We start from the raw sequence: 21385 nt of genomic DNA, 5'->3' as shown, positions 1-21385 counted from the left end.
GTACATTTCGGAGCTTATATCCTTCACTTGCGTTACAACCCAATACATCCCGCCTCTCAGCTTCACATAATTCGTTACCTCCTTACATGTGAGATTTGGTTCTACGCTGCTGGCTAAACTTTACGTAGATTGGATTCTCACCAACTGTAATTTATCCACTTCGCCTAGCACCCAAATCAAATTACTTCTATTGAAGAAAAAAAAGCTTTAATTAATGAGTATAAAACCTCTCTTCAAGATCTTAACAAACAAAACTTTCAAAACTTACAAAAACAGCAAAGTAATTTAAGAGGAAGAAAAGAGGTAACTAATGTTGAAGAACATAAATTAGTAAAAGAAGGAATAGTGACAAAAGAAGAAATAGAACCTTATTTAAGTAATTATGACTTACTATGCACCTTAGCAGAGCATAGTCATATGACTGATGATGATGGAGTTTCTTTGGTAAAAAAGCTATTTGAAGCAGCTCGTAATTTTTATCCTGATAAGCCTTTACAAGGATTGAAAGATTTAATGGATATACCAGACGAAAAATCAGTGGATTTATTAAAAGATAATATTTTAAAACTGCTTAGTGACAAACAAATTAGCTTTATTGATATAAACTACATAGAAAGCAGAGAATTATATAAAATAAATGAGATAGATATAAAATCTAATTTTAAACTTATAGAATGCGTTATTGCAGGTATCTGTCCTTTAACTTTAAGAAAACTTATTGAGCTTGGCAAAATAGATAATTTTGATAAAAAAGAGTTAGAACTAATAGCTGCATTCTTTGAAAAAGATACCAAAAATTTAAGTAACTATCAAGGAATTAAAATATCTAATGAATTAACTAAGATATTATTGGGATTGCATGAAAGTCAAGATAGTACAATATATGAACTCATAGAATTTATATTAGATGATCTTATACAATTTATAAACGTTACAGAGTTAGGAAAAGAGATTTTTCCTATAGCTACATTTTTTGATAAAAATGATATCATACGAACATTAATGGAAGAAAAAATAGATTTCTATTCTAGATCTGTAGATAATAAAGTAATAGTTAATTTTGATGAAGACATATTCAGATATCTAATAAATCTTGAAGAGTTTGATATTAACGCAGAAGATGAAAATGGTAATACACTTTTACATGCAGCTATTGATCAGGGAAAAACTGAGGTAGTTAAATTCCTAACTTCTTATAAAAATCTTGAAGTTAATACAAAAGATTTAGGAGGAAATTCTCCTTTACATCTAGCTATTAAGAGTAGTAACCCTGAGATAGTTGAAATGTTACTTTCCTGTGAAAATATTAATGTCAATGAAAAAGATAAATATGGAGATACTCCTTTACATAAAGCTATACGTAGTTACAACCATAAGATAATTGAAATGCTACTTCTTTGTGAAGAGATTGATGTAAATGAAAAAGATAACCAAGGAGAGACTCCTTTACATGGAGCGGTTAAGAGTAATAGACCTGAGATAGTTAAAATGCTACTTCTTCGTAAAGAAACTGATGTAAATGAAAAAGATAACCAAGGAAAGACTCCTTTACATAAAGCCGTTGATAACGATAAGCCTGAGATAGTTAAAGTGCTACTTTCTCGTGAAGATATTAAAATTAATGAATTAAACAAAGGTAAAGAAACCGCTTTATTGATAGCTTTTTCTAATGAAAAAACTAATATAGTTAAAATGCTACTTTCTCATAAAAACATGGATACTAAGCAAAAAGAAATATTTAGTTTTCTAGAAATTTCTAGAGAAGATGAAGCTAAAACTCCTATAAATGATGGAGTATCAATTTTAGGAGCATCAGAAGCAGAAAGTTACGGTGAATCACTACATAATAAGGATGCTTCTTCTTACAGCTTATAATTAAATTCAACTGCATTAACCCAATCTTTATAATACGAATGAATACAGGATAAGGTTTTTTAAAATCTTATCCTATACTAGCGTTTATAAATTCTTAAATTGAAATTATTTTCTTAATTGACTATATTATTTTTACTTGATGAGAAATAACATGACCAAAGAGAAAAAGCACTATATTTGTTCTAATTGTGGGAATACTAGCCCTAAATGGTCGGGGCAGTGCTTTGATTGTGGGGTATGGGGTAGTATTGTTGAAGAAAAAGTAATTTCAAATAAGAATATTGCCAAAATAGGAAGTAAACAAGATTTCGAACAATTATCTAGTAATGTAACTGATCAGGTGCGTATTTCTACGCCAATTGGTGAGTTAGATAGGGTCCTAGGCGGCGGTTTAGTACTCGGTTCAGCTATATTAATAGGCGGCGATCCTGGTATTGGAAAATCTACCTTATTGTTGCAGCTAGTTGCCGGCAGTTTTGCTTCAAAAGTAAAATGTTTATATATAACAGGTGAAGAGTCGCTTGATCAGATAAAGCTAAGAGCTTTAAGACTAGATTTAGTTAATGATAAAACAAATATTTTAGCTGCTAATAATTTAGAAGATATTATAGCAAGCCTTGAGGCGAATAAAGGTAATATCGATTTAGTGGTTATCGACTCTATTCAAACAATTGCAACACGGGAACTATCTTCCCCTCCTGGTACTGTTTCCCAAATTCGTACATGTGCTCATGAGTTTGTTAATTATGCCAAGCAAAATAATATCATTATTCTACTTAGCTGTCACGTAACCAAAGATGGGCAGTTAGCAGGTCCTAAATTGCTTGAGCATTTAGTTGATACTGTACTATATTTCGAGGGTGATCATAATAACCATTTCCGTATTTTACGCTCTTATAAAAACCGTTTTGGCGGAGTTGGGGAAATAGGTGTGTTTGAGATGAGCAGTAGCGGGCTTATCGAGGTCACTAACCCATCCGAGTTATTTTTGATGAAGCGAGAGCAAAATGTGATAGGTACAGCAATTTTTGCTGGAATCGAAGGTTCAAGACCACTACTTATGGAAGTGCAAGCTTTAATAGTGCCGTCAAATATGGTAACGCCTAGACGCTCTGCTGTCGGCTGGGACGTTAACAGGTTATCAATGATGCTTGCGGTATTAAGTAGCAGAATAGGACTAAATCTTGCCAATTATGAAGTATATTTAAGTATTGCAGGCGGACTTAAAATAAACGAACCTGCATCAGATTTAGCGGTAGCAGCTAGCCTTATTTCCGCAGCTACAAATAAGCCTCTACCGGAGCATAGCGTATTTTTTGGTGAAATAAGCCTATCGGGTGAAATAAGAAAAACTGCCAAAGCCGAAGCAAGAATAAAAGAGGCTTTAAAGCTTGGATTTAATAATATTATTTGTTCCAGGTCAGAAAATTTAACTCATGATTTTATATCTTCAATAGCTCACTTAAAGGATTTGAAATTATTGTTAGGTAGTTCTTAAAATGTTAAATCTGTCATTATGCTTAAAGGTTGTTATATGTATCAGTCTTAACCATTTTCACCCCATGACGGCATTGCTTGCGTGGATCATTTTCCCCTATCACCTCGTGGCTTGCTAACTAGGTCTATGAGTTTTGTAAATGAATCTAATAAAAAAATTTTTAATAATATCTATAATTCTAATTCCAACTTTGGTACTAGCAAATACTTATCGGCAGATAAATTATAAAATAACCCCTTTAAATGATCGTCCTGTTTCCGCTATCAAGGTTGAAACGGAAATAATAGGCGATATCGACGGTGAAGTTATTTTAGATTTACCATATGCTTGGGCTAGTGCTTCTTACTATCAGCAAATCAAAAATGTTAAGCTAGAATATCCGATCGGGAAATTAAAATTTAGAAATCAAAACTCTAATGAAGCTATTTTTAATATAGGAAAAATCAATATTATTCGTTTAAGCTATGAAATATACCAAAAAACCGGTAACCCTTCAAAAGTTCATGAGGCTATAATTAGACAAAATTTAATCCATTCACCCGGTTGGGGACTTTTTGCTACTCCTAGAGATCTAAAGAAAGAGGATATAGTAGAATATAATGTTGAGTGGAATAATATTCCCGAAGCTTGGCAGGCTATATCCGATTATGGTCTTGGTAAAAATATCAAGTTTAAAGCTACGCCAATTGGGCTATATGATGCTATTTATGCGGCAGGAGATTTACGTATTTATAAAATAGTTAATAAAAAAAATCCTGTTTATCTTTCTTTGCATGGTCAGTTCGATTTGAAAGACCAAGAAATAGCTTCTTATACAAATAAAATTATTAAAGGTCAGCGAGCATTTTTTCATGATAATGATTTTCCATATTATTTAATAAGTTTAGTTGAGGGCGATCAACCAATGCATATGGGCGGCACAGCCTTAACTCATAGTTTTACCGCTTTTATTCCACAAGGTTTGAATAAGCAGGATTATACGACTTTACTTGCTCATGAGCATTTGCATAATTGGATAGGTAAGAAAATACGTAATACTTCAGATTTAAATTATTGGTGGAGCGAAGGATTTACTGATTATTATTCTAGAGTTTTGGCTTTGCGTTCTGGAGTTATAACTGTGGAAGAATTTGTAGAAGAATTTAACCAATTTTTTAAGGATTATTATTTATCACCAGTAATAAATGAACCTAATAGCAAAATTGAAGAAGATTCTTGGAGAAATTACGCCGTAAGTAAATTGCCTTATTATCGTGGATTTATTTTTGCACTTTATCTAAATAACCTTATAAAAGAGAATAGTAAAAGTAAATCGTTAGATAATGTTATGCTTGATTTATTTAAAACAGCAAAGCAAAAAGAATTTTCTACAGATTATTTTAAACAGATCACTAAAAATTATATTCCAAAAGGAATAGATAAAGAAATAAACGAATATATAGAGCAAGGTAATACTATAGATTTAAGTGATGTAGCTAAAATATTACCGATTGAGAAAACAAAAATGGGGGCGTATGATCGTGGTTTTGATAGAGATGCTTTATTAAATAATAATATGATAAAAAATATTGATGAAAACAGTAATGCTTATAAATCGGGTTTACAAAATGGTGATGTAGTGATAAATTATGACTTTCCTAAATGGGGTGCTCCTGATCAGATCGTTACAATCAAAACTGCTAGAGGTGAATTTAAATATAGACCCGAAAGCCCAAACAAAAAGGACATATACAGGTTCAAACCTGATTTATCTAAAGAAGATAAGCTGAAAATCAAAAATTTTTTTAACAGTTAATACTCCTTTCTATCGATTCTAACGAATTTTTAATAGTACCAGATAGTTTTTATTAGGTTTTCAAATCGTCATTGCGAGCGAATGAAATGAGCGTGGCAATCCAGGAAAAATAATTAAAAATACTAATTTTATTAGTATTTTTAACTGGATCCCGTGAATAAATCACGGGATGACAGGGGAAAATGATTCACGCAGGCAAAGCCTATGTGGGAATGACATATAAGGTCACCTATATTTGAATAAAATATAACATTTTTTTAATAACTATCTGGTACTATACGGATTTTTACCTAATCGTTAACTCTTGAGATAAAATTCTAATTTCTCATTCTATCAATTAGAATTATCTATCCCCTTTACTCCGGTAGTTGTAGCTTTATCAAGCTGAGTATTTTTAATTTCTGCCTCAGTAAAGTCAGCATTAGTTAAGTTACTACCAGTGAAATTAGCTTGATCAATTTTAGCCGATTTAAATATACTATCCGTTAATGTAGAGTTTGAAAAGTCTGTTTTACTAACTATTGCATTAGAAAAATCTGCTTTTTCTATAATAGAACTTTTAATTGCTGTATTTGCTAAATTAGCATTTTTAAAAATAGCACCAGAAAAGTTAACTGCGTTAAATATTAAATTACTTAAGTCAAAATTTGCTAAATTCATATTTGTTAAATTAGTAGTTTTTGGTAAATCCTTTACTGAAGTAATTAATATATTTGATGGAAATTTACTAAAATCTTCACTATTTAAAATGATATTGCTTGCAAAGTTGGTATTAACAAAAGTCGAATTTATATAGTGGCTGTTATTTATTTGCGAATTATAAAAAGAAGAATTGTTAAATGTAGTATTCGTTAAATTAGATCCTATTAAAGCTATCTGATTTAAATTTCCTGAAGTAATTTTTACATCCGAAAAATTTACATTTTGCATTAATGTTTTAGAAAAATTTACATTACTAAACTGACTATTGCTTATATTCGAGTTTGATAATTCACTATTATTTAAGTCGGTATTAATTACTGTGAACTGCTTAACATCATTATTGCTAAAGATATTATTAGTCCAACTTAAATTGTTGAAAGTAATATTTACCCCAGCCATTTTATTAAATCTTGCAAAATTAGCGTTACTATTTTTTATCGATAAATTATTAAACTTAATATCATTTAGGCTTACATTATTTAATAAGCTAGTATCTACTTTAAACTGAGTTAAAGTAGAGCCGCTAATTACACTACTTTGTAAATCACATTTAACTATACTGATATTTTGCAGGGTTGAACCTTGAAAAGTAGTATAAGAAAAAATAGAGTTATTAGACTGTACATTGTTAAAATTTATCTCATTAAATATACTTTGTGTAAAATTAGAATCCTTAATTATTACGGCAGTTAATTTCGCTCTACTTAAGTCACTAGATTCAAAATAATTATTAGTAAAATTAGTATTATTTATGATACTCCCCTCTAAATCTGCACCATAAAATATTGAATTTTCTATATTAGTATTTTTAAAACTATTGCTTTTAAGAACGGCTTTTTGAAAATTAACCCCATCAAGAGTATTGTTATTCCATAATATATTTTCAAGCTTAGCATTTTCAAAATTTACATTTTTAATAGTAGTTTTACTAAAAGCAGTATTACTAAAATTTGCCTGAACAAAATTTATATCTTGCAGAGTAATATTATCAAAAATAGAGCCTTGGAAATCAGAGTTATATCCTGAAACATTTTGTATTGTCCCATTTGCAAAATTACTTTCTTGTATGATAGCATTTGTTAAGATAGCTTTTTGTAAATTAGCTCCAGTAAAATCAGCACGTAATATTTCGCATGAAGTTAAATCTACCTCTGATAAATCTTCGTCTATTAATTTTACTCCAATTAGTTTTAATCCTCTTAGATTTGAGCCAAATTGTCCTTTAAGGTTAACTTTAAGGTTTTTAGCATTTTGTGATATTATGTAATTCCTAATCACAGTACTTTGGCTATCAGTTAATAAACCATTCGCATCACGTGTAGGTTCAGAGCAGTTAGTTAAGAATAGCGAAAAAGTAAATACTAGAAGTAGGTTAGGCGTTTGCTTCTTCATATTCCTCCTCGTTTATTCTGCCTGTCGGAGGTATATGCAAGCTTAATAGTTTTAATTTACGATGCAATGCTGATCGCTCCATACCAACAAATGAAGATGTTTTCGAGATATTATTATTAAAACGACTCATTTGTGCTGATAGATATTGGCGTTCAAAAACTTCTCTAGCTTCTCTAAGGGGCATAGATAGCATATCAAAGCTATCTTCAAGTTTAGTTAGATTAACGCTGTTTGCTAGAATCTCTGAAGGTATCATATAGGGTTTAATGATTTCATTATTTCCTGAAGTGATAGGATTCATAATTAAAGTCCACTCAACAACGTTGCGTAACTGTCTAATATTACCTGGCCACTCGTAAGATTGTAATGCAGCAATAGTTTCATCGGCAAAAATACGTTCCTTTAAACCTGAAAATTTTGAAAGTTGTTTAACGAAATATTTGACTAGCAGTGGTATATCTTCTTTTCTCTCAAATAATGATGGTACTTTTAATGACGATACATTTAGGCGATAATATAAATCTTCTAAAAACCTACCGTTATTAACCTCTTCCTGAATATTTTTAGAAGTACCAGTGATGATTTTTATGTCAACTTTGACAATTTTCCCACAAGGTTTTTTTATGGTATGATCTTTTAAAAATTTTAATAATTTTATTTGAATTGGAACTGGGATATTACTAACTTCGTCTATATATAAAGTGCCGTTATTAGCAAATTCTAAAATAGTAGGTCGTTTGTTACTGTTATTATTGCTTTCTTGTTTTTCTGCTTCCCCAAATAACTCTTGATTGATTTTTTCTAAAGTCATGCATGTAGGACTGAAAATAATGAATGGATTATTAACTCTCTTTGATTTTTTATGAATTAACCTTGCTGTTAACTCTTTACCACTACCTACTTTACCATGAATCATAATACGGCTACTGGAGCTTGCCGCTTTGTCTATTTCTGCTTTATATTTTAAAGTAATAGTGGAGTTGCCTACTAGCTCAGTCTTATCTATAACTTTTGATTTTAAATCTATATTCTCACGTTTTAGCTTTGTAACTTCACAAGCTCTTTTGAGTAAAATAACTAGCTTATCATTATTAAAAGGTTTTTCTATATAGTCGTAAGCTCCCATTTTTATAGCATTTACTGCTGTCTCTATTGTACCATGACCACTAATAATTATTACTGGCATTAAAGGGTAGCGTTTTTTAATCACCTCTAAGATACCAAGACCATCCATCTCACTTCCTTGAAGCCAAATATCAAGTATCACTGCAGATACTGGCTTTTCAGCAAGTATTTTAAGAGCTTGCGTACTATTAGCTGCAACTTTAGGATTAAAACCCTCATCCTTTAAAATTGCAGCAATGATATTCCGTATATCTTCTTCATCGTCTACTATTAAAACATCTATCAGTGACATTATGACTTACCCTAAAATGTTGACATAAATATATACGTTAATGCCGAATCTAAAAGAAAGCAACATTTTTTTATAACATTTTTGTCACAATGTTTATGGATAGTTTAATATTTAGGTAAAATATGACAATTTGTTAGGTTATTATAAGATGTCATCCCGTGGCTTGTCCACGGGATCTCAGGACACAGAATATGATATAAGTTCCCGTGATCAAGTCACGGGATGACAGGAGTTGCGTAATGAGAATCTTCAACAAATAATATTTATGATCTTTTTAGGAACAAGGATAATTTTTTTAGGTTCTTTGCTTTCTAAAAATTTTTGAACTTTCGGTAAGTTAATAACAATTTGCTTTATTTCATCTTCACTTGCGGATGTATTAAACTCATAAGTATCACGAAGTTTGCCGTTAACCTGAACTGCTATAACATATGTGTCTAGCTCTAGCATCGATTCATCAAAAGTAGAAAATGCCGCATTATATAAAAATGTTTTGTGACCAAGCTTTTGCCAAATTTCTTCTGTAATATGTGGAATGAAAGGATTTAATAGCTGAATTAGTACATTAAAGCCGTGTTTTGCGTTCTGCACGTCAATTTCTTCTTTATTTATCTCGCTCGATATAGCATTAAAAAGTTCACGCATACGTGCTATTGCTCTATTTAAAGCAAAATGTTTTATATCCTCAGCAACATATTTAATGGTGAAATGGATTAACCTCTTTAATTCTTTATTAGTATTGTCATTATCTGAAAGCTTTATTATCGCTTCTTGCATTTGTTCAAGCTTATTGATGAAACGTGCACTTCCTTCAATACCGCTTGCTGACCATTCTAAATCTTTTTCCGGTGGGCTGTCAGATAATACAAAAAATCTTATTGCATCTGCACCATATTGTTGTTGCATAGTTTCAAGATCAATGAGGTTCTTTTTGGATTTACTCATTTTCTCGATGCGACCTTGTGTAACCAAACCACCATTATCTTTATGGAAAAATTCATTACCTTTTTTAATTACTTCCTCAGGATATAGCCAATTATTATGCTCGTCTTTATAAGTAGCGTGCAGCACCATACCTTGCGTGAATAACCCTTTAAAAGGTTCACGGACGCTAACATAATTCTGCTCGTTCATTACTTTGGTAAAAAACCTTGCATATAATAAATGCATTACCGCATGTTCAATTCCGCCAATATATTTATCAACCGGCAACCAATAATCGCAAGCTTTTTTATCGGTCATTTCTAGAGCCTGGCTATTACAATATCTTGTGAAATACCAAGAAGATTCGAAAAACGTATCAAAAGTATCAGTTTCACGAATAGCAGGCTTGCTACATTTCGGGCAGTTAACATGCTTCCAAGTTGGGTGATTGTCTAAAGGATTGCCTTGACCATCAAATTTCACGTCATCAGGTAGCGTAACCGGTAAATCCGAGTCAGGTACAGGTACTAAACCGCAAGACTCACAGTGGATTATAGGGATAGGGCAGCCCCAAAAACGTTGTCTTGAAATTCCCCAATCTTTCAGTCGATAATTTATTGTGCGTTTGCCTATGCCTAATTTCTCAAATTCTTCTATGACTTTTTGCTTAGCTTCATTAGTAGATAAGCCATTTAGAAAACCAGAATTAATAATTATCCCATCTTCAGTATAGGCGGTTTTCTGCACATCAATATCCGCTTCAATTACCTGCTTTATAGGTAAGTTCATTTTAACAGCTAACTCATGGTCACGCTGATCATGAGCAGGGCAGCCAAAAACTGCACCTGTGCCGTAATCCATCAACACGAAATTAGTAATAACAACAGGTATAGTTATATTTGAGTCAAAAGGATGAACAACGTAAAGACCGGTAAATATTCCCTCTTTCTCAGCTTTGTCAAGTTCAGCAGAGCCAGTTATATTTGAACATTTAGCTATGAAATTTTCTATTTCAGGAGTTTTAGAAACTAATTTTTCTATTATTGGATGGTTAAAAGCAATACCTACAAAGCTAGCTCCAAAGATAGTTTCAGGCTTAGTTGAGAAAACCTCTATAGCATCTTCATTATCTTTAATTTTGAAACGAAAGTTAGCACCTATTGATTTGCCGATCCATTTTTCTTGCATAGAGCGAACTGCTTCAGACCATTCCGTTAAATTTGGAATTTCATTTAATAGCTCTTCAGCGTAATTCGTGATTTTTAAAAACCATTGCTTTAAATAACGCTTTTCAACTATCGCACCTGAACGCCAACCACGCCCATCAACAACCTGTTCGTTTGCAAGTACAGTATTATCAACCGGATCCCAGTTAACAAGAGATTCTTTTTGATAAGCAAGATTTCTTTCGTAAAGCTCTAAGAAGAATTTTTGCTCATGTTTATAATAATCAGGGTCGCAACTATTTATCTCTCTAGACCAATCATAAGAAAAGCCCATCGATTTCAGCTGCTTTTTCATATTCTCGATATTTGAATAAGTCCACTCTTTTGGATGAGAGTTGTTTTTTATTGCAGCATTTTCTGCTGGCAAGCCGAAAGAGTCCCAGCCCATAGGATGAAGTACGTTAAAGCCTTGCATAGTCATGAATCTAGCAACTATATCACCTATAGAATAATTACGTACGTGACCTACGTGAATTTTACCGGATGGATAAGGTAGCATCTCTAAAACGTAATATTTAGGTTTGCTGCTTTCATTTGGTACTTCAAAGGCTTTTTCTTCTTGCCAAATTTGTTGCCATTTTTGTTCGATATTCATGTTTTTTATTTCTTTTGGTATGTATGTCATTCTGTGTGGATCGAAAAACGCCTTGATGTCATACCGTAGCTTGGGAACTAGATCCAGAAAATAATAAAAAATACTAATTTTATTAGTATTTTTAACTGGCTCTAGTTCATAAATCACGGGATGACAGGAGTGGGAATGACATATCATTTCGCACTATTAATATATATTTCCCTTGCTTTTCTTAGAATTTTGTCTTCAAGTGTGATAGCAAGATTCGAAGTATTGTCATTCATTACCCATTGTTTATTTTTCAGCACTTCTTCAAATACTTTTACTTCAATTGCGTCAGGATGTATCACATCATCCTTAATAAATATGTTTATTTTAAAACGAAAATTGGGTGTAGCGGGAGGGCTATACCATTCTGTAATGATAACGCCGCCATTTGAGTCAGCTGATGCAAGAGGAATAAAACTTAGAGTGTTTATTGATGCTTGCCATAGATATTTATTAATTGAGCAACCAGCTGCTTTAGTAGATTCATTTTTAATTCTGCCTGGTCTAAAAACTAGCCCTTCTTCCCCAGCTATCGAACCTACTTCATCCCATTTCTGTTCTTGTTCACTTTTGGGATAATCGTCAGCCAAAATAATATTATTTCCTACACTGAATACGATAAAAATTGCTGCAAAAAATAGTTTTATATTTTTGTTCATAACTAGAACTCTATTTGTGATTATATATTGATTAAGATAATAGAGGAGCTTTATATGTTAGTCAAATTTTATATCCTCTCTTAGTGCTAGCATTTTTTCAGTTATAGTATTTTTAACTTCAGAACTGCAACTTTTAATAGATCTAGCAGATACAAGCCGCAGAGTGACAACGAAGAATAGGTAATAAACATATGAAAAAAATAATCTACAGTAATCAAACTTTTGACAATATAGAAATAAAATCCTCAACTAATAGTGAAGTAGTAATTAATGGCTATGCAAGTGTCTATAATATTGCCGATCATCACAATGACTTAATAGTTAAAGGGGCTTTTGCAAATGTCGCTCATCAAAATATAAAATTCCTTTGGCAGCATGATAGTAAAAAACCAATCGGAATTATTAGTCATCTTGTGGAAGATGATCACGGTTTAAAAATGGAAGCAGTGATAAATAATAAGGTTAAAGCTGGTCGTGAAGCAATAGAGTTAATAAAGCAAGGGGCGATAGATGGTTTATCGATCGGCTTTTATATAAAAAATTCGGTTTTTAATGATGCAAAACAGAGAGTAATTACCGAAGCTGATTTGTTAGAAATAAGTATTGTTACTTTTCCTGCTAATCAAAGTGCTAAGATTTTATATATCACTAAAGGACAAGAGGTAGAGAGTAATACGGAGTATTCGAATCAAATCACTGAATTACAAGAAAAAGTCCATAATATCCAAAATATCTTAGAAAGACCAAATAATATAAATATCGAAGACCAAGAACAAAAAACAGCTTTTATCAATTATGTCCGTAAAGGTGAAGAAAATAGCTTTACTCAAAAATCATCTTTAAATAGCGGTGCTGAAGCAGGTGGGTTTTTAATATTACAAACCCTGTATAATAGTATCATTACAGAAGTAAATGCCAGATCGCCTATGAGGCAACTTGCTTCAATTGAAACAATTTCTACAAACGCTCTTGATATAATAAGCGAAGACGGCAAATTTAATAGTGGATGGATTGGTGAAGTAGAAGCAAGAGATGAAACAAATGCAGCAAAATTAAAGCAACAACGGATATTTGTTCATGAGTTATATGCTCAACCGAAAGCTAGCCAAGCTTTGCTCGATGATGCAACTATTAAAATAGAGACTTGGCTAAGTGAGAGATTACGTGATAGCTTTGTTAAAGCGGAAAATGAGGCATTTATAAATGGTGATGGGGTAAAAAAACCGAGGGGCATCTTGTCTCCTGATCATGATAAAATCGAAAAAGTTAAAATGGGTAATAAAATTACAACAGATAACTTATTAGATTTTATAAATTCTCTCAAAGAGGAATATTTAGCCAATGCAACGCTGTTAATGAACCGAGCAACTTTATCAGAAGTGCAGAAACTTAAAGATAATCAAGGGCGTTTTATCTGGCAGCAATCTCTTTCCGAGTCCTTTAAGCAAACTATATTCGGTATTCCCGTGGTTTGTAGCTCTAACATGAAACCAGTTGATAAAGATACAGCAGCTATTGCAATAGGTGATTTTAAATCAGGTTACAAAATAGTAGATAGAAGCGGTATTAATATCATGCGTGATCCCTACACCGAAAAGCCTTTTGTCAAATTCTATGCAGTGAAGAGAGTTGGTGGGGATGTAGTGAATCCGGAGGCTATTAAGGTGGGAGTTTTTAGTTAAATACTTCGTCATTGCGAGGAGATTCGTAGAATCGACGCGGCAATCTCATGAAGTAGTATAAAACTCCTGAGATTGCGTACGTACAAAACTTACAGTTTTTCCTCGCAATGACGTTTAATGACAAAAAGGTTACATATGCCACAAAAAAACAATTTTCAGATTACTAAAATATTTCTGCAAGAAGTATGGGGTTTAGAGCAGGTCAAAAATTATATGCGGGTGGAAGCAAATTATGATGATGATTTGATATTAGGTTTGATTGACGCAGCAATAACAGCAGCTGAAAATTTTACTAAGCTGAATTTCATATCTAAACAAATAAAATTTGTTTGCAATATTTATGGCAAAAGAGAGTTTTTATTAAAATATAACCCTGTGCTTAGGATATTGAAAGTAACAAAAAAATTCAAAGATCAGGAAAATGAACTAACTCTCGATGATTATGTAATAGATCAGAATATTTTAGCTTTAACTAAATCCTTAAATAATGAAGAGCTTACAGTGGAGTATATAAGTGGTTACGATAAAGATAATATACCGCATGCCATAAAACACGGGATTATGCTGCATATAGCCGAGATGTATGACCGGCAAGCACAAAACTGTGTAGGTCTCTCTAAGGAGGTGAAAAACCTGTATTTACCTTACAGAAATATAAGAATGTGAAAGGTTAAAATATGCAAAAAACAGCTATAAGAAATTTTAGGCATCAGATTAAGTTTTTGGAAAATATTACGCTAGAGCCTATGGAAGAAGATAGATGGATAGAGAAGCTCACAGTTTATGCCGAGATTATACCTTTATGTGATAATAAATTTTTAGCATTAGAGAATATAAGCTTTGGGCATGTCATAACGGAAGGATATTTTTTATTTAAAATAAGATTTATCAAAAATATTACGACCAAAATGCGTATTCTATTTAAAGAGCGAGAATTTGAGATTAAGCGAGTTATTAATGTTGAAGAAAAGAGCAAATTTTTAAATATTATAGCACTGGAAATATATGTATCATGATTTTATCTATAATTTTCAATTAAGTTTGTATAAATTACTTATAAACGATAATGATATAAAAACTAAAGTTAATAAGATATATTTTTCAATAGCTCAGGATGCAAAATATCCGTTTTTACTTATTAATATATTAAATGTTAATGATATATCAACTAAAGTACAAAATATAGTGCAGTTAGAGTTTGAAATATGTATTTTTACTAATGATAAGAATCGTAATATGGCATTAAAGCTTGCAAGTGAAATAGAGGATAAAATAAAGCATCATTCATTTGAAAATGTTGCGGGAATAAAAGCCAATAAAATCGAGTTCCAAGCTAGTAAAGATTTAGTGAGTAACAAATTAGTAATGAATTACCAGACATTATTAAAGCAAAGAATAGGAGTATGAAATGCATTTAATCGCAGGGCTAGATATAAGTAGCTTATTAAAATCAAGGAATAAATTTGAAGAATTCCGTAAACATCTAGAGACCGAACAGAATAAAGCCGGTAGCATTAAAGCCTTTGAATTTTGTTATGAATTAGCTTGGAAAACAATGAAACGCTTTTGTGAAAAATCCGGTAAAACCCCTTATATTTTAAAGGATGTATTTCGTGAAGCAGCGGTTAGTGGTTTGATTTCAGATCCAACAAGATGGTTTAAGTTTATAGAGATTCGTAATATTACAGTTCATACTTATAATGAAAAAAATTTAGAACTAGTAATTAACATTTTTGATGATTTTTCTGATGCTTTAAATGAGCTTATAAATAATTTGGAGAAATATAGTGGTTCAGATTAAAAAGCAAGATTTGTTAATATTACGTTCTATACTTAAGAAATATCCTTATAAATTTTATGCTTACGGCTCAAGAGTTAAGGGTAAGGCAAAAAAATTTTCCGATCTTGACCTTTGTATTATGGATAATATTAATTATGAAGTGTTGTTTGAAATTAAGGAAGCACTAGACGAGTCTGATGTGTCAATACATATAGATATAAAAAGATGGAATATAGATATGAACGAAGATTTTCGTTCTTTGATTAAAAATGATTTAGTGCTTTTTGAATAGTAATTTAGGTATTTTATGAATTTTCATGATATCCGTATGCCGGAATTTATCGAGAGCTTTGCGGTTGGAAAGCCTGAATTTGCTACCTCTCATGTTATGACTAAATCCGGTAGAGAAGCAAGGCATTTAGACCGCAAAAATGTTTGTCAGAAATATTTAATTAAAAACGCTAAACTAAGTGCAGCTGAATTTGAGCAATTTAATAGTTTCTTCAAAGCAAGGCGGGGTAGTAACTTTGCTTTTAGATTTAGAGACTATGCTGATTATAAAGTGACTGAAGGGATTATTGCCAAAGGGGGTGGTAACTTAAATAAATTTCAGCTAAAGAAAATATATGCTGATCCTATTTTGCCATATGAAAGAGTAATTACTAAGCCTGTTAATAACAGCGTTACATTATATATTAATAATATCAGAACTATGGGAGTAATAGATTATAATGACGGAGCTATAACTTTACCAAACCCTTTAAATCAGGATGAAATTTTAACAGCAGATTTTGTTTTCGATTTAGCAGTTAGATTTAGTGTAGATAGCTTTGAGTATTCTTATTGTAGTGATGGCTCTATAGAGTTATCAGATATAGAATTGATGGAAGTAATAGTATGAGTATTTTAATTAAAAAGATAATTACAAAGTTAGAAAATTTTGCTTATTGCTTTCAAATTAAGTTAGCAAATGGTAAGGAATTAAATCTAACGGGTAACGATCATATTATAAAAAATGAAGATATAATTTTTTTACCGAATTCCGGTTTAGATTTGAAAGAAGCAGAATTTAATGATTCCGCACAAAATCAAGTAATTATTGAGGGTATTTTTGAAGAAAAAGGCATCACGGCAGAAATGAATTTAAATAATGCTGCTGTTAAAATAATATTATATAATAATGGTGTTTTTGAGCATTTTATTACATATTATTGCACTTTATATACAAAATATGATTTGAACTTTAAAATGCATTTAAAGCCTGAAACAATAAAATATAACCAAACTATAATTAATAGATATAGTAAAACATACAGAGTGAGTTTTGGGGATAATAAATGCAAAATAGATAAAAACTTATATAGTGGAGTCTATAAGATTAAAGAAATTCTAAAAGAAAGTTTAAGAATAGAAAATTTAGATCAAGAAAATGGCTATTATAACGGTGGTCAAATTATATTTTGTGATAATAACTTTAGTAGTAAAGTTTTAAGTAGTTTCGGTGATTTAGTTATATTAGAAGATGTTATACCTGATTATGCTAAGGATGCTAGAGAAGTAAAAATTATATCAGGATGTGATAAAAATTTTATAACTTGTTGCAATAAATTTAATAATGCTATAAATTTTAGAGGCGAACCGCTAATACCTGACAAAGATTTTATAAATTCACATTTAATATAATAATGAAACAAAGCTTTATAAAAGTGATTTTTAATGAATTAAAAACTATATTCAAAACAAGCAACAATATAGAACAAAAGAAAGAAGTAGCATTGTTTGACTATTTTGAGATAGTAAGAGATAATTTAGCATATACGTTTCAAAAAATAATAAGAGAATATGAAAGAGACTAAAAGTTTTTTTACAAAAAATAATAGATTAAACAAGGGCTATGCTAAGAGTTTTCATTCTAATGAAATAGATAAAAATTTTTATCGTAAAAAGTTTGAGCATATATTGCTGCCAATTGATACAGTTACCGAATATGAAAATATTTATCCAGGTACTTTAGAAAAGTTAGTGAATATGGCACAAAAAGAGCAAGCTCATAAACATGAGATAGAATTACAAAATTTAAAAATAAAGGAAAAAGTTGCTAAATTAACTAGAATTTGTCTAACAATATTTGGTATTGTTGCTGTATTGGTATTCGGTATTTGTTTAATTATATCTTTCCCATTTTTTTAATAGAATATATAAAAATAAAGATAAAATATTTTATTTACTTGTAATTTAGAGTAAAATAAGTTAAATGCAATATGAAACAACATAAGACGGAGTAGTTTTATTTCTAAAAATAATTTTCCTAAAGCTAATAGAGAAATCAGAGCTAGAGAGGTTCGTTTAGTAGGCGAAAATGGTGAGATGCATGGCATCGTAAATATTAGGCAAGCACTTGATATGGCTGAAAGAGTCGGTCTTGATTTGGTTGAGATATCGCCTAATGCTGAGCCTCCTGTATGTAAAATTTTAGATTTCGGTAAATTTAAGTACGAAAGCAAAAAGCGTTTGCATGAAGCACGTAAAAAGCAAAAAATAGTCGTACTTAAAGAAATGAAATTCAAACCTAATATTAGTATAGGTGACTTTGAAACTAAACTAAGGAAAATAAAAGAATTTCTAAAAGATGGTGATAAAGTAAAAATCTCTTTATGGTTTAAAGGTAGAGAAATTCTTCATAAGGATGTTGGTGAGGAATTATTTAAACGTATAGAAGTAGGATTAGAGGGACTTGCTAAGATCGATCAGCAAGCTAAAATGGCAGGCAAACAAATGATAATGATAGTTAGCCCTGACAATAAGTGTGTAATGTAATACGTCATTGCGAGGAGGTTATTTTAATAACCGACGCGGCAATCTTATTAAGCCTCCTGAGATTGCCTTCGCCCTCTGCTACGCATCTCCTCGCAATGACGATGTTGATTTACTATAAACCAAAAATACTAATAAAAAATCAAAACTATAACAAATTATGCCAATCAAAATTTTAATGCCTGCTTTATCTCCAACTATGACGGAAGGGAATTTAGCAAGGTGGTTAAAAAAAGAAGGGGATAAAATCAATCCCGGAGAAGTAATCGCTGAAATCGAAACCGATAAAGCAACTATGGAAGTAGAGGCAGTAGATGAGGGTACTCTTGCTAAAATAATTATTCCTCAAGGTAGTCAGAACGTGCCTGTGAATTCGTTAATAGCGGTATTAATCGAAGAGGGGGAAGAATCATCCGAAATTGAAGAATTTATAGCGAAAAACAACAGTAACTCACCTAAAAAAGAAGAAATATCGAAACCTGCTGAAACTATAGCTCCTCAGAACGTTAAGGAAGAAAATATCGCAACCGCTTCAAATCAAAACAATATTAAGGTATTTGCTTCACCGCTTGCTAAAAGACTTGCAAAAATCCAAAATGTGAAACTTGAAGAAATTAAAGGTAGTGGACCGCATGGCAGAATAATCAAACAAGATGTATTATCGCATAAAGGCGGCTCAAAAACCTTAAATAATAAAATAGTTAGTAGAAATCCTGAAGAATATCGTTTAGCACCTAATAACAATATACGTAAAATTATAGCTAAGCGTCTTCTTGAATCAAAACAAACAGTTCCACATTTTTATTTATCAATAGAATTTAATGTTGATAAGTTACTAGATATAAGAGAAGATATTAATAAGTCTTTTGGTGATGATAAATCAGCAAAAATATCAGTTAATGACTTTATTATCCTAGCTGTTGCTAAAGCTTTGCAAGAAGTGCCGAACGCTAATGCATCGTGGGGGGATGATGCTATTAGATACTACAATAATGTTGATATTTCAGTAGCGGTAGCAATTGAAAATGGACTTGTTACTCCGATAATTAGAAATGCTAACCAGAAAAATATTGTAGAGCTGTCTAGTGAAATGAAAGGGTTAATCAAGAAAGCTAGAGAAAATAAACTAACTCCCGAAGAATTCCAAGGCGGAGGGTTTACTATTTCAAATCTTGGTATGTATGGTATTAAAAATTTCAATGCTATAATTAACCCGCCGCAAAGTTGTATAATGGGCGTTGGCAGTAGCTCAAAACGTGCTATAGTCAAAAATGATCAAATAAGTATATCAACAATTATGGACGTAACTCTTTCTGCTGACCACAGAGTAGTAGATGGAGCAGTTGGAGCAGAATTTTTAGCTGCGTTTAAGAGGTTTATAGAAAGCCCTGCCCTATTATTGTTGTAATCTCATTCACCGTCATTGCGAGAAGAAACTGAAAGTTTCGACGAAGCAATCTCAGAAGTCCTAATATTGTTTCATGAGATTGCCGCACTCCCTGCGGTCGTTCGCAATGACGATACCTCACCACAAATAAATCACGAATAAAATAATATGAACATTTCAAGCTTTTCGGACAATCTGACAAAAATTTTAGGTAAATATGAGGATTTAAGTGAAAAACTATCCTCAGGAATAGGAGGAGAGGAGTTTGTTAAAGCTTCCAAGGAATATGCTGACCTTGAAGATATTGTCCAAAAAATTAAAGAATATAACAAAGCTAAAGCTGAACTTGAAGAAGCAAATAATTTTAAGCAAGATCCTAGTTTAGATAAGGCAACTCTAGAAATGATTGAGGAAGAAATACGCAATCTTGAAGATTCGTTGCCAACTCTTGAGCGTTCCGTAAAAATAGCATTACTGCCAAAAGATGAAGCGGATAGTAAAAGTGCTATTATTGAAATTAGAGCAGGCACAGGCGGTGAAGAGGCAGCACTTTTTGCTGCTAAGCTGTTTAATATGTATCAAAGATATGCTGAATTAAAGGGCTGGCGTTTTGAGATATTATCTATTGATGAGACAGGCATAGGGGGATACAAAGAAGTTTCAGCATCTATAAAAGGTAAAGATGTATTCTCTAAGCTCAAATTTGAATCAGGAGTCCATAGAGTGCAGCGTGTTCCGGAAACTGAATCGCAGGGGCGTATTCATACCTCAGCCGCTACTGTTGCTGTACTTCCTGAAGTAGAAGATGTTGATATTAAACTTGAGGAAAAAGATTTAAGAATTGATACTTATAGAGCTTCAGGAGCAGGAGGGCAGCACGTTAATACAACTGATTCTGCTGTCCGAATAACACATATACCTACCGGTATTACTGTAGCACTACAAGATGAAAAATCCCAACATAAAAACAAAGCTAAAGCATTAAAGATCTTACGTGCTAGAATATATGAAGAAGAACGTAGGAAAAAAGATCAAGAAAGAGCCAATAATAGACGTGAGCAAATAGGCTCTGGGGATCGTTCGGAGCGTATACGTACTTATAATTTTCCACAAGGACGTGTATCGGATCATCGAATAAATCTTACTCTTTATAAAATAGATGAGGTAATTAACGGACAGTTAGATGAATTTATTGAGGCTTTAATTGCAAATGATGAGGCTAAGAAGCTTTCAGATATATAAAGGGTTCATATGGGTAAACGTAAACTATTGAAAGAATCTCAGAATAAAACAAGCAAAGAGTTAGCAAAAGAAAGATTAGAAATTAGAAGATTACAGTTTAAAGCAGAAAAACTTGGTTTTAAAAATTCTGATAATAAAGAAGAACTTTTATCAGCCTATGCGGGTTATAGAGAAGAGAAATCAGCAAAGAAAGCTGGATTTATTGATAAAGATGGTAAAGGAGATATTAATGCTTATAAGAAGCACTTAAGAGAACAAAAAATAAAAAATGATAATTGTCTAAATATAAACTATTTAGACATGGAAGAGGAAAGCCATTTAATTTTAGCTGGAATGAGTCAAGAATTTAGTTCTAAAATTATATGAAAAA

General features: G+C 31.7%; 21 protein-coding genes. 17 read left to right on the top strand and 4 right to left on the bottom strand.

From position 1 onward, the window contains the following. Positions 1 to 345: 345 nt before the first annotated feature. From AAGD49_RS01560 to AAGD49_RS01550, 3 genes are all read left to right on the top strand, one after another. Complete coding sequence (locus AAGD49_RS01560) at positions 346 to 1875, top strand: ankyrin repeat domain-containing protein (protein ID WP_341788862.1); 1530 nt, start codon at positions 346 to 348, stop codon at positions 1873 to 1875. A gap of 151 nt (positions 1876 to 2026) precedes the next feature. After that, positions 2027 to 3373 (top strand): DNA repair protein RadA, encoded by a 1347-nt coding sequence (radA, locus tag AAGD49_RS01555; protein WP_341788861.1) that lies wholly within the window; start codon positions 2027 to 2029, stop codon positions 3371 to 3373. 139 nt (positions 3374 to 3512) lie between these two features. Then, positions 3513 to 5168, top strand: a complete 1656-nt coding sequence (locus AAGD49_RS01550) for a M1 family aminopeptidase (RefSeq protein ID WP_341788860.1) — start codon at positions 3513 to 3515, stop codon at positions 5166 to 5168. Positions 5169 to 5501: 333 nt separating this feature from the next. Here AAGD49_RS01550 and AAGD49_RS01545 read toward each other — a convergent pair whose 3' ends face one another. The 4 genes from AAGD49_RS01545 to AAGD49_RS01530 form a co-directional block, all read right to left on the bottom strand. Then, positions 5502 to 7262 carry a pentapeptide repeat-containing protein gene (locus AAGD49_RS01545; protein WP_341788859.1) on the bottom strand — a complete coding sequence of 587 codons (1761 nt, stop codon included), beginning with the start codon at positions 7260 to 7262 and terminating at the stop codon, positions 5502 to 5504. Continuing rightward, entirely contained in the window at positions 7243 to 8679 is a 1437-nt protein-coding gene (locus AAGD49_RS01540; protein WP_341788858.1) for a sigma-54 dependent transcriptional regulator, read from the bottom strand. Before AAGD49_RS01540 ends, AAGD49_RS01545 begins: the two co-directional genes overlap by 20 nt. Positions 8680 to 8928: 249 nt before the next feature. Continuing rightward, positions 8929 to 11424: a leucine--tRNA ligase gene (gene leuS, locus AAGD49_RS01535; protein ID WP_341788857.1), complete on the bottom strand. Its 2496-nt coding sequence runs from the start codon at positions 11422 to 11424 to the stop codon at positions 8929 to 8931. 173 nt (positions 11425 to 11597) lie between these two features. After that, positions 11598 to 12110: a DUF3576 domain-containing protein gene (locus AAGD49_RS01530; protein WP_341788856.1), complete on the bottom strand. Its 513-nt coding sequence runs from the start codon at positions 12108 to 12110 to the stop codon at positions 11598 to 11600. A gap of 191 nt (positions 12111 to 12301) precedes the next feature. Here AAGD49_RS01530 and AAGD49_RS01525 point away from each other — a divergent pair, with 191 nt between their 5' ends. The 14 genes from AAGD49_RS01525 to AAGD49_RS01460 all read left to right on the top strand — a co-directional run bounded on the left by AAGD49_RS01525 (position 12302) and on the right by AAGD49_RS01460 (position 21381). Then, positions 12302 to 13792: a phage major capsid protein gene (locus AAGD49_RS01525; protein WP_341788855.1), complete on the top strand. Its 1491-nt coding sequence runs from the start codon at positions 12302 to 12304 to the stop codon at positions 13790 to 13792. A 135-nt stretch (positions 13793 to 13927) separates the two neighbouring features. Beyond that, complete coding sequence (locus AAGD49_RS01520) at positions 13928 to 14458, top strand: head-tail connector protein (RefSeq protein WP_341788854.1); 531 nt, start codon at positions 13928 to 13930, stop codon at positions 14456 to 14458. An 11-nt stretch (positions 14459 to 14469) separates the two neighbouring features. Then, on the top strand, positions 14470 to 14808 hold the full coding sequence (locus AAGD49_RS01515) for a phage head closure protein (RefSeq protein WP_341788853.1): 339 nt from the start codon (positions 14470 to 14472) through the stop codon (positions 14806 to 14808). After that, positions 14798 to 15199, top strand: coding sequence for a hypothetical protein (locus AAGD49_RS01510; RefSeq protein WP_341788852.1), 402 nt, complete (start codon positions 14798 to 14800; stop codon positions 15197 to 15199). The genes AAGD49_RS01515 and AAGD49_RS01510 overlap by 11 nt, the downstream gene beginning before the upstream one ends. A gap of 1 nt (position 15200) precedes the next feature. After that, complete coding sequence (locus AAGD49_RS01505; RefSeq protein WP_341788851.1) at positions 15201 to 15593, top strand: HI0074 family nucleotidyltransferase substrate-binding subunit; 393 nt, start codon at positions 15201 to 15203, stop codon at positions 15591 to 15593. Continuing rightward, positions 15580 to 15864: a nucleotidyltransferase domain-containing protein gene (locus AAGD49_RS01500; protein ID WP_341788850.1), complete on the top strand. Its 285-nt coding sequence runs from the start codon at positions 15580 to 15582 to the stop codon at positions 15862 to 15864. The genes AAGD49_RS01505 and AAGD49_RS01500 overlap by 14 nt, the downstream gene beginning before the upstream one ends. Before the next feature lie 15 nt (positions 15865 to 15879). Continuing rightward, entirely contained in the window at positions 15880 to 16473 is a 594-nt protein-coding gene (locus tag AAGD49_RS01495; protein WP_341788849.1) for a TIGR02217 family protein, read from the top strand. Next, positions 16470 to 17255 carry a DUF2163 domain-containing protein gene (locus AAGD49_RS01490; RefSeq protein ID WP_341788848.1) on the top strand — a complete coding sequence of 262 codons (786 nt, stop codon included), beginning with the start codon at positions 16470 to 16472 and terminating at the stop codon, positions 17253 to 17255. Before AAGD49_RS01495 ends, AAGD49_RS01490 begins: the two co-directional genes overlap by 4 nt. Positions 17256 to 17257: 2 nt before the next feature. Then, positions 17258 to 17428: a hypothetical protein gene (locus AAGD49_RS01485; RefSeq protein ID WP_341788847.1), complete on the top strand. Its 171-nt coding sequence runs from the start codon at positions 17258 to 17260 to the stop codon at positions 17426 to 17428. Beyond that, positions 17415 to 17762 carry a DUF2335 domain-containing protein gene (locus AAGD49_RS01480; protein ID WP_341788846.1) on the top strand — a complete coding sequence of 116 codons (348 nt, stop codon included), beginning with the start codon at positions 17415 to 17417 and terminating at the stop codon, positions 17760 to 17762. Before AAGD49_RS01485 ends, AAGD49_RS01480 begins: the two co-directional genes overlap by 14 nt. 81 nt (positions 17763 to 17843) lie before the next feature. After that, on the top strand, positions 17844 to 18389 hold the full coding sequence (infC, locus tag AAGD49_RS01475; RefSeq protein WP_341789263.1) for a translation initiation factor IF-3: 546 nt from the start codon (positions 17844 to 17846) through the stop codon (positions 18387 to 18389). Positions 18390 to 18546: 157 nt separating this feature from the next. Next, positions 18547 to 19794 carry a pyruvate dehydrogenase complex dihydrolipoamide acetyltransferase gene (locus AAGD49_RS01470; protein WP_341788845.1) on the top strand — a complete coding sequence of 416 codons (1248 nt, stop codon included), beginning with the start codon at positions 18547 to 18549 and terminating at the stop codon, positions 19792 to 19794. 147 nt (positions 19795 to 19941) lie between these two features. After that, a complete protein-coding gene (prfA, locus tag AAGD49_RS01465) occupies positions 19942 to 21015 on the top strand; it encodes a peptide chain release factor 1 (RefSeq protein WP_341788844.1) in 1074 nt (357 codons plus the stop codon). Positions 21016 to 21024: 9 nt separating this feature from the next. Next, complete coding sequence (locus AAGD49_RS01460) at positions 21025 to 21381, top strand: hypothetical protein (RefSeq protein WP_341788843.1); 357 nt, start codon at positions 21025 to 21027, stop codon at positions 21379 to 21381. The last annotated feature ends 4 nt before the right edge of the window (positions 21382 to 21385 follow it).

The organism is Rickettsia endosymbiont of Lasioglossum villosulum (assembly GCF_964026455.1).
Taxonomy (GTDB): Bacteria; Pseudomonadota; Alphaproteobacteria; order Rickettsiales; family Rickettsiaceae; genus Rickettsia.
This window is presented reverse-complemented; position numbering and strand designations above follow the sequence as displayed.

Coding starts and splice junctions, on each gene's coding strand:
- radA (WP_341788861.1), top strand. CDS start 2,027: ATGACCAAAGAGAAAAAGCACTATATTTGTTCTAATTGTGGGAATACT.
- AAGD49_RS01550 (WP_341788860.1), top strand. CDS start 3,513: ATGAATCTAATAAAAAAATTTTTAATAATATCTATAATTCTAATTCCA.
- AAGD49_RS01545 (WP_341788859.1), bottom strand. CDS start 7,262: ATGAAGAAGCAAACGCCTAACCTACTTCTAGTATTTACTTTTTCGCTA.
- AAGD49_RS01540 (WP_341788858.1), bottom strand. CDS start 8,679: ATGTCACTGATAGATGTTTTAATAGTAGACGATGAAGAAGATATACGG.
- leuS (WP_341788857.1), bottom strand. CDS start 11,424: ATGAATATCGAACAAAAATGGCAACAAATTTGGCAAGAAGAAAAAGCC.
- AAGD49_RS01530 (WP_341788856.1), bottom strand. CDS start 12,110: ATGAACAAAAATATAAAACTATTTTTTGCAGCAATTTTTATCGTATTC.
- AAGD49_RS01525 (WP_341788855.1), top strand. CDS start 12,302: ATGAAAAAAATAATCTACAGTAATCAAACTTTTGACAATATAGAAATA.
- AAGD49_RS01520 (WP_341788854.1), top strand. CDS start 13,928: ATGCCACAAAAAAACAATTTTCAGATTACTAAAATATTTCTGCAAGAA.
- AAGD49_RS01515 (WP_341788853.1), top strand. CDS start 14,470: ATGCAAAAAACAGCTATAAGAAATTTTAGGCATCAGATTAAGTTTTTG.
- AAGD49_RS01510 (WP_341788852.1), top strand. CDS start 14,798: ATGTATCATGATTTTATCTATAATTTTCAATTAAGTTTGTATAAATTA.
- AAGD49_RS01505 (WP_341788851.1), top strand. CDS start 15,201: ATGCATTTAATCGCAGGGCTAGATATAAGTAGCTTATTAAAATCAAGG.
- AAGD49_RS01495 (WP_341788849.1), top strand. CDS start 15,880: ATGAATTTTCATGATATCCGTATGCCGGAATTTATCGAGAGCTTTGCG.
- AAGD49_RS01490 (WP_341788848.1), top strand. CDS start 16,470: ATGAGTATTTTAATTAAAAAGATAATTACAAAGTTAGAAAATTTTGCT.
- AAGD49_RS01485 (WP_341788847.1), top strand. CDS start 17,258: ATGAAACAAAGCTTTATAAAAGTGATTTTTAATGAATTAAAAACTATA.
- AAGD49_RS01480 (WP_341788846.1), top strand. CDS start 17,415: ATGAAAGAGACTAAAAGTTTTTTTACAAAAAATAATAGATTAAACAAG.
- AAGD49_RS01470 (WP_341788845.1), top strand. CDS start 18,547: ATGCCAATCAAAATTTTAATGCCTGCTTTATCTCCAACTATGACGGAA.
- prfA (WP_341788844.1), top strand. CDS start 19,942: ATGAACATTTCAAGCTTTTCGGACAATCTGACAAAAATTTTAGGTAAA.
- AAGD49_RS01460 (WP_341788843.1), top strand. CDS start 21,025: ATGGGTAAACGTAAACTATTGAAAGAATCTCAGAATAAAACAAGCAAA.